Genomic DNA, 13,954 nt, shown 5'->3' with positions numbered 1-13,954 from the left:
AATGTTTCTCCTTAACCGATTAATATCTGTTCTGTAGGGCGCTTTACAGGTGCTTCGGGTTTTCTTTGTCCAAACACAAGCACAAGCGAAAGTCCGCCGATTCGTCCGCCATACATCATTATCATTAATATTATTTTTGAAATTGCCGAGATTTGGTTTGTTATGCCTTTTGACACTCCTACAGTGCCTGCCGCCGAGGCGGTTTCAAACAATACCTGCGACATACCCAATCCCTCTACGCTGCAAATAATCATTGACGAAAGCATAACCGCAAAGAGATAAATCAAAATAATTACCGCTGACTGCTTAACCACATCAGACACAATTCTGCGCTTAAAAGTGTTTATATCGTCACCGCCTTTCGCCATTGCAAATACCGCAATCACAACCACCGCTATTGTAGTTGTTTTCAGACCGCCCGCCGTTGAACCCGGGCTACCGCCTATAAGCATAAGAATAAGCGAAAGCAATGTGCCGGAATCCGAGAGATTTGAAAGGTCAATTGTATTAAAACCTGCCGTTCTCGTGGTTACCGACATAAACATAGCGTTTACAATTTTTTGCGGAACAGTCTTGTCGGCAAGTTCGCCGTTGTATTCAAAAATAAAAAAGCCAAGTCCGCCTGCGACAAGCAAAATTGCCGTTGTAACAAGAACTATTTTAGTATGAAGCAAATATTTAGAAAAATGAAATTTATTTTTTAAAATGTCATTCCACACAATAAAGCCGATACCGCCGATTACAATAAGCGACATTATAATTATGTTTACATAGTAATCATTTGTATAGTAAGTCAGCGAAGAATACGGTTGGCGAAATCCCATAAGGTCAAAGCCTGCGTTGCAAAAAGCAGAAATAGCGTGGAAACAACTGTAGTATATTCCTTTCAGCATACCCATTTGCGGACAAAAGCGAAAAGCAAGTAATACAGCACCTATTCCCTCAAATATAAAAGTACCTCCGACTATTTTCTTAACGAGTTTTAAAGTACCGTCAATTTGAGTATTGCCCGATGACTGCATCATCATTTTGCGTTCACGCATATTAATCTTTTTGCGCAAAAATATTGAAATCATTGTTATTATCGTCATAAGACCAAGACCGCCTATCTGAATCATTGTCAGAATAACAATCTGTCCGAAAACAGTCCAATGAGTAAATGTATCAAATACAATCAATCCCGTAACACAGGTTGCGCTTACCGATGTGAAAAGTGAATCAATAAAATTTGTCCATTCCCCCGTCTTTGAGGAAATCGGCAGGCACAAAAGGAAAGTTCCCAACAAAATTACAGGAATAAAGCTCAACGCTATAAATCTCGTGTAGCCGAGCTTTGATATTAACTTGCTTATCATTAAGCATTCACCGCCTTAAATTCTATTGTATCATATTATATAACAATTCACAACCCAAAAAATGCCCCTGCAAGCATTTTGCAGGAGCATAAATTTTAATATTGACTTTTAAGAAGCAATATGAAGAACTATGGTTACTATTCGTACTACAAAAAGTGCGGCTGCAACCCACATAACAGGGTGAATCTGCTTGATTTTACCTGTAACGATCTTGAGGATAACCCAAGAAATAATACCGAACATAATACCTGTTGCAATTGAATATGCAAACGGCATCATAATGATTGCAAGGAAACCGCCAACTGTGTCGGCAATGTCAGACTCAAAGTCCATTTGTGTAATGTTCTTAAGCATTAAAAGTCCAACGAACACAAGAGCAGGAGCTGTTGCAAATGACGGAATTGCAAGGAAAATCGGGTAGAAAGGAATTGCAAGAAGGAAGAGAATACCTGAGGTCATAGCTGTAAGACCTGTTCTGCCGCCCTCGGCAACACCTGTTGTTGACTCAACATAAGAAGTTACGGTTGATGTACCAAGACAAGCACCTACGCAAGTACCTACGGCGTCAGCCATTAAAGCCTTACCTACTCTTGGAAGCTCGCCTTTTTCGTTGAGGAGGTTACCCTGCTGTGCAACACCGATAAGTGTACCTACTGTATCGAAAAGGTCAACAAAGAGGAATGCAAATACAATAACTGCAAAGTTTACTACATTCTGTGCTACATAAGTAAAATCGAACTTAAATAAAGTTTCTGTTGCCATATTCTGAACAGGAGCAAATATTGCATAGTTTGAGAAATCAGGAATAAGTGAAGTGCCCTGATACCAACCGCAAAGCTGTGCAATAATGCCGAAAATGTAAGTAACAATGATGCCGATAAGGATTGAACCCTTAACCTTGAAGTGCCACAAAGCGGCTACAATAAGAAGACCTACAATTGCAAGAACTACATTTGCAGAACCTAAGTCACCGAGTGTTACAAGTGTTGATGACTGAACAGCTGTGCCGTCATAGTAAGCATCGGAAACGATAACGCCTGCACCCTTTAAACCTACAATTGTAATGAAAAGGCCGATACCTGCCGAAATACCGAGTTTTAAGTTCTTAGGTACTTTATTAACAAGTGTTTCACGGAATTTGAAAAGTGAAAGGATAATAAAGATAATACCTTCAACAAGGATTGCTGTAAGAGCAACCTGCCATGGATTTGTAATACCCTGTGATGCAAGCTGCGGAACTACTGTGTATGCAAAGTAAGCATTAAGTCCCATACCGGAAGCAAGAGCAACAGGATAGTTTGCAAAAAATGCCATAAAAAGTGTAGCAAATGCTGCCGATACTGCTGTTGCAGCAAAAACCGCACTTGAGTCCATTCCGGCAGCGCCAAGCATACTTGGGTTTACGGCAAGTATGTAAGCCATTGCAAGGAATGTGGTAACGCCGGCAACAACTTCTGTTTTTACCGCAGTACCATTTTCTTTGAGTTTAAATAGTTTTTCCACTTAGAAAACCCCTTCATTAAATTTTTTATACAAAAGCCAAAAGGCTATTGTTTACCGCATTAATACTAAAAGTATGACACCTTTCGAGCAAAAAGTCAATGCTTTTGCGGCTGGAAAAATATTTTTGTAAGATACTATAAAATATTCCGTTAATTTTTTAACATTAATACAATAACATATTAATATGATAATTTAATATACTGTATTTCACAAAAATTTTTATTAGATTATGGGTAGAAAAATACTTAACCCAAGCTTTTATAATTACTCGGCGAAATATTTTGCTAAACCATAATTACCTAAACTTTCAAAAACAACCGACAACAAAAAATTCCGACCCTTGCAGATCGGAATTTTTTATCTGTTTAATTTTCAGTAAAATTATTCGTCTTTGCCGCAGCACTTCTTGTACTTTTTGCCGCTGCCGCATGGGCAAGGATCGTTTCTGCCGACTTTTTTGCCTTTACGGATAGTTTTGTTGGCTGTGTCTGTCCCGTCACCCGAAGTTTCTGTAGGCTGAGCAACCTGCTCACGCTTTAAAGCAATTTCAATCGGGCTTTCTTTAGGCTCTTCATCTTCGCCGTTATTTAAAACTACCTGATGTGCAGCCTGTGCCTGCTTTAATGCCATACGCTTTGCAGCCTCGATAGCGTCCTGACGCTTTTTAACCTCATATACCTTTTTAGGCATAATGAGCATCATCTTAACTGTATCTTCTCTGATGCTTTCAATCATCTCGTCGAACATATCAAAGCCTTCAATACGGTACTCTACTACAGGGTCATGCTGACCGTATGAACGGAGTCTGATACCTGACTTAAGCTGATCCATATTATCAATGTGATCCATCCAGTGTGTATCAACATTCTTGAGGAGATATACACGCTCCATTTCACGGATAGTTTCGGTCGGCAAAAGCTCCTCGTTTTCTTTATAGATAGCTTTTGCATCTTCGATAAGCATATTCTTAATGTCTTCGGCTTCCATATCCTCAAGGTCTTCGAGGTCAAAGTCGTAACGGCTCTCGTCCTGAATAAGCCAATCCTTATAATAATCCTTAAGGCTCTGGAGATTCCAATGCTCACGAGGGCCGTCCGGGAGATACTGCTTAACGCTTGTGTCAATTGTATCTTCAATCATCTTATAGATAGTATCGTGTAAATCCTCACCGTTAAGAACCTGATCACGCTGACCGTAGATAATTTCTCTCTGCTTGTTAAGAACATCGTCGTACTGGAGTACATCTTTACGAATACCGAAGTTACGGAGTTCGATTTTCTCCTGTGAGCTGTCAATGATATTTGAAATCAACTTAGCGTCAATCGGCATATCATCTTCAACATTAAGGCGCTCCATAACCATCTTCATTCTGTCGCCGCCGAATAAACGCATAAGATCGTCTTCTGTAGAAAGGAAGAACTTACTTACACCCGGGTCGCCCTGACGACCTGCACGGCCCTTAAGCTGGTTATCAATTCGTCTTGATTCGTGGCGCTCTGTACCGATAATGTAAAGGCCGCCTGCTTCTCTTACCTTTTCAGCTTCTTCTTTGATTTCTTCTTTATATTTTGAGTTAAGCTCATCAAATGTCTTTCTTGCATTGAGGATTTCCTCGTTATCTGTTTCTGCGTGACCTGTTGACTCTTCAATAAGTTCATCTGTAAAGCCCTGCTTACGCATAGATGCTTTAGCCATAAATTCAGCGTTACCGCCAAGGATAATATCGGTACCACGGCCTGCCATATTTGTTGCGATTGTAACCGCACCGAGCTTACCTGCCTGTGCTACGATTTCAGCCTCTTTTTCGTGCTGTTTGGCGTTGAGCACATTGTGCTTGATGCCACGCTTTTTAAGCATTTTTGAAAGTTCTTCCGACTTTTCGATAGAAATTGTACCGACAAGTACAGGCTGACCCTTTTCGTGAGCCTCTACAACCTGGTCGATTACATTCTTAAACTTGCCTTTTTCTGTCTTGAATACGGAGTCCGGAAGATCTATACGCTGAACAGGCTTGTTTGTAGGAATTTCAACAACATCAAGTTTGTAAATTTCCTGGAACTCCTCTGCCTCTGTCTGAGCAGTACCTGTCATACCTGAAAGCTTTTTGTAAAGACGGAAGTAGTTTTGGAATGTGATTGTAGCAAGAGTTTTGCTTTCGTTCTGAATCTTTACGCCCTCTTTTGCTTCAATTGCCTGGTGCAAGCCCTCGTTAAAGCGTCTGCCGTACATAAAACGACCTGTAAATTCATCAACAATGATAACTTCGCCGTCTTTAACAACATAGTCAACATCGAGTTTCATAATACCGTGAGCCTTGATAGCCTGGTTTACATGGTGCTGAATTGTAAGGTTTTCCGGGTCTGTAAGGTTTTCAATGCCGAAAAATTCTTCGGCTTTCTTAACACCGTTCTGTGTAAGTGTAGCTGTTTTCTGCTTTTCGTCTACAACATAGTCGATGTCGTTTTCTGCGTAGTAATCCTCCATATCTTCTTTGGAGTCAAGCTCTTCAAAGCGCTGAACCTTTAAAGTTCTGGCAAACTTATCTGCCTTTGCATACAAATCTGTTGACTTGTCGCCCTTACCCGAAATAATAAGAGGTGTTCTTGCCTCATCAATAAGGATTGAGTCAACCTCGTCGACAATTGCGTAAGCGTGGCCACGCTGTACTTTCTGCTCCTTGTAAACAACCATATTATCACGGAGGTAGTCAAATCCGAGTTCGTTGTTTGTACCGTATGTAATATCAGCTTCGTATGCCTTTTTTCTGCCCTCGTTGTCAAGTGAATGAACAATAAGACCTGTGGTAAGTCCGAGGTATCTGTAAAGTTTGCCCATCCATTCGGAGTCACGGCGTGCAAGATAATCGTTGACTGTTACGATATGTACACCCTCGCCTGTAAGACCGTTAAGGTATGCAGGAAGTGTAGCAACCAAAGTTTTACCTTCACCTGTTTTCATTTCGGCAATTCTGCCCTGATGAAGTACGATACCACCTATAATCTGTACCGGATAATGTTTCATACCAAGTACACGCCAAGCACCCTCTCGGCATACAGCAAAGGCATCCGGTAAGATGTCATCTGTAGTTTCGCCGTTTGCAAGACGCTCTTTGAGAACAGCTGTCTGATTTTTGAGTTCGCTTTCGCTCATAGCCGCATACTTGTCCTCAAGTGCAAGCACCTTATCGCAAATCGGCTGAATTCGCTTTAATTCTTTTTTACTGTAATTGCCAAACAAGGCTTTGAGAATATTCATATATAAATGTCCTTTCGGTATAAATTCTTTTTACTGTACGGCAGCTGCACCGAGTGATTTTGCTGCCTGTATCATAGCTGCCTCAACAACAGGGCCCGCATAGGTAAAGCCAAAACCCGAGTCTTCCACAACGCAGGCAAATGCAAGAGGGCAATCCTCGTCCTTTGCATAACCTACCATCCAACCGTTAGGGCCTTTGCCCTCGCCGACCTCGGCAGTACCTGTCTTTGCGCATACTGTAAGTCCGCCAAACAGATCATCGCCGTAGTAATCGGTCATTGTAAAGCGCATCATATCGTCAAGCGCTTCTGCCGTGCTGCTGCTGAAAAGTTCGTTTGTACTGTCCGAGCCGCCCAATCCGAGCACACCCAGAATTGAACCGTCCTTTATCATATACGGTTCTTTTGTTTTGCCGCCGTTTGCGATTGCTCCGCAAATAACAGCCATTTGCATTGGGTTTACTTTGTCATTGTACTGACCGACGCCCGACCAGCCGAGCTGGTTTGTGTTTGCATCACTTACATCGTAATTTCCCTTTGCGGTTTCGTTGTCATCCACCTTAAAGCTGCTGTTTATGCCGGCTTTATTTGCGGTGGCAGTCATTTTTTCTTCGCCGAGTTCAACCGCAAGTTCCGCATAAACAATATTGCAGGAATGTGACATTGCCTCTTTAAAGTTTATGTAACCGTGCGGTTCAACACAGGTTACATCACTTCCGCCGATATCTTCCTTACCAGAACAATACCATGTACGGTCGTAGATGTCGGGAAGATTTTCAATAGCGCAGGCAGAAGTAATTATCTTAAAAATCGAACCGGGCGCATAGGTTGAAGAAATAGTATTGTCAAGATACACACCCTCGTAGTCTTTTTCGTTTTCCTCGGTAATTTCGGGAGGCGCTTCCGGATCGTAAGCCTTTGTACTTACGGAACAGATGACCTCACCTGTTTTGTAGTTATATACAACGCAAGCACCGTCTTTGCCGTAGCCTGACAATACATCATAAGCCGCTGCGCAGGTGTCTGCATCTACCGTAAGATTAATGTCATTGCCCTTTCTTAGAGAATCGGGCATATTCAGTCCCCAAATAAGATTATATCCGATAAGCTGGGAACGGTATCTGCTCTGTAAAGCAGTAGAAATATTAGAAGAATTGTCGCCTATTGTGTGCAAAAGCGAAGTTCTGACGCTTTGGTTTTCATTATAAACTCTTTTTCCGTCAACACTTTGAGCAAGAATATTGCCGTTGCGGTCATAAATTGTACCTGCCTTTGCAAGTCCGTCGGTTCCTGCGATGTGGTAGTTATAGTGCTGATCTACCCAATCGCCCGAATTTGCAACGAGCTTGTAGGCAAAAAAGCCCATACCGCCGATAAAGGCTACCGTAACCGCAAATATAAGCGTACTTCTCCGTAATACTCTTTTCATTCAAACACCGTCCTTTCTCTGATTTATTCAGAGGGTACTGCAAAGCAATACCTCATTCGGTTTTGTAAGATTATTTTTTCACCGCATATGTTCTTTCGTCTGCCGCCTTGATAAATGCAATAAGTCCCCAACAGGAAAGCACACTTGAACCGCCACAGCTGATGAATGGGAATGTTACACCTGTAAGCGGAAGAATATCGGTTGCGCCAAAAACATTGAGTGAAAGCTGTATTACAAGCAAACCCGCAGCACAGCAGGCAGAAATAGAATAGAATGTACTTCTGCTTCTTGTTGTGATTGCTCTTGCATAGATAACAAGGCAAGCTACCGCAACGGCGAGAGTAATTGCAACAATTACACCCATTTCTTCGGAAACCAAGCCAAAGACGAGGTCGCTCTCCGACGCTCCGACGCCCTTTAAAAAGCCGTTGCCTATGCCGACGCCGAAAAGTCCGCCGCTTGCTATATATGTAAGCACATGAGTTTGCTGATAACCTAAGTCATTTGCGTATTCCCACGCATGTCCCCAAGCCTTAAAACGGTCGAGGACATAAGATTTAAAGCGCAACACAATAGACACACCGAATACAGCCGCCACAATGGCAAGAATTACTGTTTTAAAGTCGCCCGAACGCATAAATGAGATTAAAAGGAATGTCATAAAGAATATGAGCGCTGTACCGAAGTCACCCATTAATGCAAGCAATCCTACACAAACAGCCGAGAATATAATAAACTCAAACAAATTCTTTTTTGTCTGTAATCTGTCAAGTGTGTTTGCACCTATAAATATGTATATGATTTTTACTATTTCGGACGGCTGAAGAGAAATACCGCCAATGCTGATCCAGTTAGCCGCACCGTAAGTAATTTTGCCGAATACTATACTCACACCGAGCAGTCCTACTGCGGCAATCATAAGTCCGTATCTTAATTTTGTTGACGAAGTTCTGTCCGGGTCCTCAATAAACTTAATTATTACGCAGAACAGCACCATTCCCACAACTGCGGCAATAAGCTGTACATAAGCCGACCGCTCTACCTGCCGCACAAGCAGCATTACACCCACGCCCGTCAAAAACAGCGCAAGGCTTTCAAGTTCAAAACTCACCCTTTTAAGTACCTTTGAAGAAACAAAGAAAAATGTCCATTCTGCCACTGCAAGGCATCCGAAAAGTACGAGCGGTGAATACTTGTTGGTACCGTCCTGCCAAAATACCGCCTCTACGCACATAAAGAAATGGAAAAGCGTGATTAAAAGCATAAGTTTCCACGACTTCATTGCAGGCTTGTTGTTGGCTTTCTTAAAAAACCAACTGTAACGGAGATTTTCGTCATAATCTTCGCCACGCAAAAACTGAAACTGCGAATTGCCCACACTGATAACATCGTCAATAAGCACTCTGGTTCTGCCCACAGCTTCTTCGCCGTTTACATATGTACCGCCTTTTGAACCCGTATCGCAGATATACCAGCCGCTGGCTCTTCTCAAAAGAACGCAATGATTTCTTGAAACGGCAGGGTCATCAACGACAATGTCGCTTGCCCTGCTTCTGCCGATTGAATTTTCCCAGAAAATAACAGGAAGTTTAAGTCCTGTAACTGTATTGTAAAGTGTAACAAGAGGCTTTTCGGGCCTTCTGCGACGACGCATTGCAGCATAGCACTGATATACAATTATAATAGCATATACGGGCATTAATATTCTTAACGCAACAATGGCTAAATCGTAAATTACCGTCATATCAAGCACAGGCATCCTCCTTGTAATCATAGCTAAAGTTATACATTTATCATAATACCGCATTTTGGTAAAAAAGTCAATAAAAAAAGGCGGTTGACCCCTCAACCGCACAATATTATTTATCAAAAGCTATTATTTGCTTATTAATACCCGTAAATAATTGTCATAATCAGCATTATTACAGGCTGATGCAAAAGATATATTATAAGACTGTATCTTCCTATTACATTTAATATGGGAATTTTAAAATAAAAATATTTCTCCCATTTTATTTTCTTTATTATACGCCATAAAAATATTCCGAACACAAACAAAAACAGCCACGGAATTATCGGGAAATAGTCGCTTGAAACAAAATCATACGAACGAAAGCCCAAGAATGACAGATATTTATATTCGTACAAAAAAGACGGCAGTTCAATAATCGGTATTCCCAAAAATCCTATGTAGCCTGTCGGAACTCCGTATGTAACGGCATAAAGCATAAAGCTCAAAATTGCACCCACTACAGTAGGAATTGCATTAAATAAATCTTTTAGTGCCGAACATATAAGCATTGAAATACCCAATAAATTCAGTATTCCGAACCAAACAACCTGACTCGGTATAGCTATTGCAGTAACTGCTGTAACAACAAAACCGCATAAGCTCACTATTATTCCATTTCTGACCGTATGATTTGAAAAATTAAAAGACACTCCCGAAATAATAATAAACGATACACAAATAAAGCGTTCCCATACGGCAAAAAATGAGTTTGTAAAAGCAGAGCCGTCGCCGTATATTATAAAAATATCATACAATGCGTGAAACGCAACCATATTAATAACGGCAAAGCCACGGATTGAATCAATTAAGTCATATCGTTTTTTACTTTTCAGAGTGTCCTTGTTCATTCGCAAATTCCTTACTTATCCTGTTTCATTCTGCGGTTAAACAGCAATACAGCACAAGCAAAAATTACTGTGGCATATCCGAATACCCAAAGTAATTCGGGTATTATCTGCGAATAATTGCCCTCAAGCGTTGCCCTTAAAGCATTTACGCAATGAATAAACGGCAAAAATTCTGCGATTTTTTGAAATGCACCGCCTACAAGCGAGATGTCAAACCATATATTTGAAAGCCATGCCGACAGGTTTGTGAGTACCGCACCGCATATTATACCTACCATTTTATCACTAAATGCCGTACCGCACAATAGCCCTATTGAAATATATAAAAAAGCAGGAACAATACTTACAACCGTCGCAAGCAAAATATTTGCCGAAAAAGATAAACCGAAAATCAGCGCAAACAAACAGGTAACAAGTGTTTGCAATAAAGCCATAGGAATGAGCGGTACTGTATAACCGAGTATGTAGCCGCTCGGCTTAAGGGGCGAAGCGTAAAGTCTGATAATAAAAGCCGTGCATCTGTCTTTTGAAACCAAAAGCGCAGAAAAAAGCGACAAAAACACAAGTCCGAAAGCGCTTATTCCGCCCGTAAGATTTTTAATTTCAAACAAGGTCATATGTGCCTCTTTCGGAATACTTGAGTTAATTACCGACAACAAAACAAGCAATACAATAGGAAAAGCAATACCGAAAATTGATGTTAAAACATCTCTCTGCAATTCCTTTGCATTTCTTGACGCAAAAGCTAAAGTTTTCATAATCATTTACCCTCTTCCGCAATTTTTACAAAAGCGTCTTCAAAAGATGTGGCATTAACGCTGTTTTTAAGTTCGTCAGTCGTACCCTCAGCCACAAGATTTCCCTTTACCATAATACCTATGCGGTCTGACAGCGACTCCGCCTCTTCGAGATAGTGAGTTGTAAGGATTACCGTAATCTTACCTTTTAAAGCGCTGATTTTATTCCACAATTCTCTTCTTGCCAAAACATCAAGTCCCAAAGTCGGCTCGTCAAGAAATAAAATTTCAGGGTCGCTTATAAGCGCCATTGCAATGCTCAATCTTCTTTGCCAGCCGCCCGATAAAGTTATTGCCTTTGACTTTGCAACTTCCGCAAGCTCAAAATCATCTATCATATTCTGCGCTTTCTGCACCGCCGTTTCTTTTTCAAAGCCGTATATTTCAGCTATCAGCTCAAGATTTTCTCTTACGGTCAGATTTGGCGCAACTGCGGTTTCCTGCGGTGATACATTAATAATTTTCTTAACATCTTCGCTGTCATTTACAATGCTGTATCCGTTAAGCACAGCGTCACCGCTTGTCGGCTTAATCAGACACGAAAGCATTTTTATTGTTGTAGACTTGCCCGCACCGTTTACGCCGAGCAACCCGTAAATTTCGCCTTTATTTATAGAAAGATTAATTGAATTTACCGCAACTTTATCTTTGTATTTTTTTGTAAGATTTTCAGTTTTTATTGCTAACATAAATAAAACCTCATTCCTCAAACACAAAATCACTTGCAATAGAACGGCTTACCTTGCCTATTCCCAAGCCACGCTTTATATCCCCGACAACGAGCAGTTTATCTCCGGGTTTAATGTCAAAAACATCTCTTGCGTGTTTAGGAATAACTATCTGACCACGCTCGCCTACTTTTACAATGCCGAAAACATATTTTCCGTCCTCCGAATTTGTCGATTCCTCTTCAACGGATATTTTATCGTGTACAAGCTCATCGAGCGATATTTCATAAAGATTAGCAAGTTCGCTGCATTTTATAACATCGGGAATACTCTCTTCGTTCTCCCATTTAGCCACAGACTGACGGGAAACATTGATTTTTTCCGCTACTTCTTCCTGTGAATAACCCTTTGTTTTGCGCAGCGCCTTTAAATTCATACCAATCATATTTTTCACACCTTTCATAGCCTAAGTATAGCACAGCAAATTTACATAAACAACCAACTAAATTATACAAGAGATGTAAAGAATAGTTGCGTAATTAAACATATTCTATTAACTCAAAAAATTCAGTGATAAATATTCACAATAAATATATTTATAATGCATTTTTAACATATATTAATAAAAATGCACAAATATACAAAATTGTTTTCTGTTATTATTGCAGTTACATTTTCATCGTTTTTATAGTATAATCAAATATAAGATAAAATAAATATTAGAACTTTACCGACAAATATTTACTTTATCAGTGAAGATGTATAGTTTAGAAAGGAATAATAATTATGAAAAAAATCACAAAAGTTGTTTGTTCAACTGCTCTTATCGTAGGTATGCTTGGAACAGCTCAAGCTTTTTCGGTTTCTGCGATGATAAGACCTATAATTACAGGCGATGTTGACGAGAATTTTAAAGTTGATATCAATGATGTTACACTTCTTCAAAACGGACTTGCCGGCAATGCGGAACTGTCACCAAGACAATTTTATGCAGGAGATGTCAATTTTAACGGTGTAAACGATGTCAGTGATGTTACTCTTATTCAGGAACATATTGCCGGTACATATGAATTTGAGAGAAATAGTACTGCTTCGGAACACATTATCCGTAATTTTTGCGCCGATTATGATTCCGGAAAGGCAATGGCAGGCACTCCTGTAACATTTACCGCAACAATGGATTCGGGCGTTACACCGTTCAGCTATGAATTTTTGATTAACGGCGAGGTTGTTCAGCAAAAATCAGAGTTAAACACATTTACTTATACATTTAGTGAAAGTGGCAGCTATGATGTTTCGGTAAGGAGTTATAACGCTATTGATGATTGCGCAGAGGAAACCCTGTATAATTATACGGTAGTTGACGCATATGAAAGTGAAAACCCTGTTATTGTGGGTATTCATACAGATAAGGACTACATCGGTAAGAGCGATAATAATGTAACAATTACCGCAAATGCATTTATGGGAACTGCTCCTTATCAGTATAAGTTTACACTTGACAACGGTTTATTGGTACAGGATTATTCGGATGACAATAATTTCTTTATTGATATGCATAAACTCGATTATGAGAACAATACTCCGTTAGAAATAGGCGACCATACCGTACTCGTTGAGGTCAAGGATGCAAACGGCAAAACCGCACAGGAAACATTTACATTTGAAGTTAAAGAACCAAGAATGTGATTGTCCGAAACAGCATAATATGATATAAAAATTCAGCCGACAAACTTAGTTTTGTACTATGTTTGTCGGCTTTTTATTATTTGTCAAAGTTGGTGGGATTCGGTTTTAGGAAATTATCGGTCGGGCAACAAAGTAAAGAAAAAGATAAACTTTCCGTCCCGAATATAAAAGTTTGGTCAACCTTTTCAAAGGTTGTGGGTGTGGGCAACGCCCACAAATGCTTTATGCTGTCGCAAATTTTGATAGCCAAATGGCTTGCCGTTTGGCGGCTTGAACATAACGGCGAGAGCATAAAAATTGCGATAGCAACAAAAGAAAAGGCACGCTACTAAAACTACTAATTTGCCTCTTTTCAAGGGCAAATTAGCCACACACAAAAACCTTTGCATCCTTTAGAGTATCTTTTTCTAAGACTGCTCAAGTGCAACTTTCTTACTTTCTGCCACTCATTAGTCTTTACTTTTGTTTTATATTAAAATCTTGATTAATCTAAAGTTTGGTTATTCTACAATATAATTACAACTGTTTGTTTTAATTACAAATCAGTTCGCTTTTATTATTTAATGGGCTCTGCCCAAACCCGCAACCCTTTAAAAAGGGTTGACCTAAATTTTGAATT

General features: G+C 40.1%; 11 protein-coding genes. 2 read left to right on the top strand and 9 right to left on the bottom strand.

Features of this window, described 5'->3' with window-relative positions:
• Positions 1-11 precede the first annotated feature (11 nt).
• The 9 genes from KGF34_RS09555 to KGF34_RS09515 all read right to left on the bottom strand — a co-directional run bounded on the left by KGF34_RS09555 (position 12) and on the right by KGF34_RS09515 (position 12,091).
• Entirely contained in the window at positions 12-1,355 is a 1,344-nt protein-coding gene (locus KGF34_RS09555; protein WP_252558847.1) for a TrkH family potassium uptake protein, read from the bottom strand.
• A gap of 108 nt (positions 1,356-1,463) precedes the next feature.
• Positions 1,464-2,858 (bottom strand): NCS2 family permease, encoded by a 1,395-nt coding sequence (locus KGF34_RS09550; protein WP_186935661.1) that lies wholly within the window; start codon positions 2,856-2,858, stop codon positions 1,464-1,466.
• Between the two features lie 381 nt (positions 2,859-3,239).
• A complete protein-coding gene (gene secA / locus KGF34_RS09545) occupies positions 3,240-6,113 on the bottom strand; it encodes a preprotein translocase subunit SecA (protein WP_022233831.1) in 2,874 nt (957 codons plus the stop codon).
• A 30-nt stretch (positions 6,114-6,143) separates the two neighbouring features.
• Entirely contained in the window at positions 6,144-7,541 is a 1,398-nt protein-coding gene (locus KGF34_RS09540; protein ID WP_252558846.1) for a penicillin-binding transpeptidase domain-containing protein, read from the bottom strand.
• Between the two features lie 70 nt (positions 7,542-7,611).
• A complete protein-coding gene (locus KGF34_RS09535; protein ID WP_252558845.1) occupies positions 7,612-9,315 on the bottom strand; it encodes an FtsW/RodA/SpoVE family cell cycle protein in 1,704 nt (567 codons plus the stop codon).
• Positions 9,316-9,428: 113 nt separating this feature from the next.
• Positions 9,429-10,181 carry a heparan-alpha-glucosaminide N-acetyltransferase gene (locus tag KGF34_RS09530; protein WP_252558844.1) on the bottom strand — a complete coding sequence of 251 codons (753 nt, stop codon included), beginning with the start codon at positions 10,179-10,181 and terminating at the stop codon, positions 9,429-9,431.
• A gap of 11 nt (positions 10,182-10,192) precedes the next feature.
• Positions 10,193-10,939: an ABC transporter permease gene (locus tag KGF34_RS09525; protein WP_252558843.1), complete on the bottom strand. Its 747-nt coding sequence runs from the start codon at positions 10,937-10,939 to the stop codon at positions 10,193-10,195.
• Positions 10,940-10,941: 2 nt separating this feature from the next.
• Positions 10,942-11,667 carry an ABC transporter ATP-binding protein gene (locus KGF34_RS09520; protein ID WP_252558842.1) on the bottom strand — a complete coding sequence of 242 codons (726 nt, stop codon included), beginning with the start codon at positions 11,665-11,667 and terminating at the stop codon, positions 10,942-10,944.
• A 10-nt stretch (positions 11,668-11,677) separates the two neighbouring features.
• Positions 11,678-12,091 carry a helix-turn-helix domain-containing protein gene (locus KGF34_RS09515; RefSeq protein WP_252560215.1) on the bottom strand — a complete coding sequence of 138 codons (414 nt, stop codon included), beginning with the start codon at positions 12,089-12,091 and terminating at the stop codon, positions 11,678-11,680.
• A 341-nt stretch (positions 12,092-12,432) separates the two neighbouring features.
• Here KGF34_RS09515 and KGF34_RS09510 point away from each other — a divergent pair, with 341 nt between their 5' ends.
• Positions 12,433-13,335 (top strand): PKD domain-containing protein, encoded by a 903-nt coding sequence (locus KGF34_RS09510; RefSeq protein ID WP_252558841.1) that lies wholly within the window; start codon positions 12,433-12,435, stop codon positions 13,333-13,335.
• An 80-nt stretch (positions 13,336-13,415) separates the two neighbouring features.
• On the top strand, positions 13,416-13,667 hold the full coding sequence (locus KGF34_RS09505; protein WP_252558840.1) for a hypothetical protein: 252 nt from the start codon (positions 13,416-13,418) through the stop codon (positions 13,665-13,667).
• Positions 13,668-13,954: the final 287 nt, after the last annotated feature.

The sequence above is a fragment of the Ruminococcus sp. FMBCY1 genome, from assembly GCF_023921805.1.
Classification (GTDB): domain Bacteria; phylum Bacillota; class Clostridia; order Oscillospirales; family Acutalibacteraceae; genus Ruminococcoides; species Ruminococcoides intestinale_A.
Note: the sequence above shows the minus strand (reverse complement) of the source record. Positions and strands in the feature narration are given on the sequence as shown.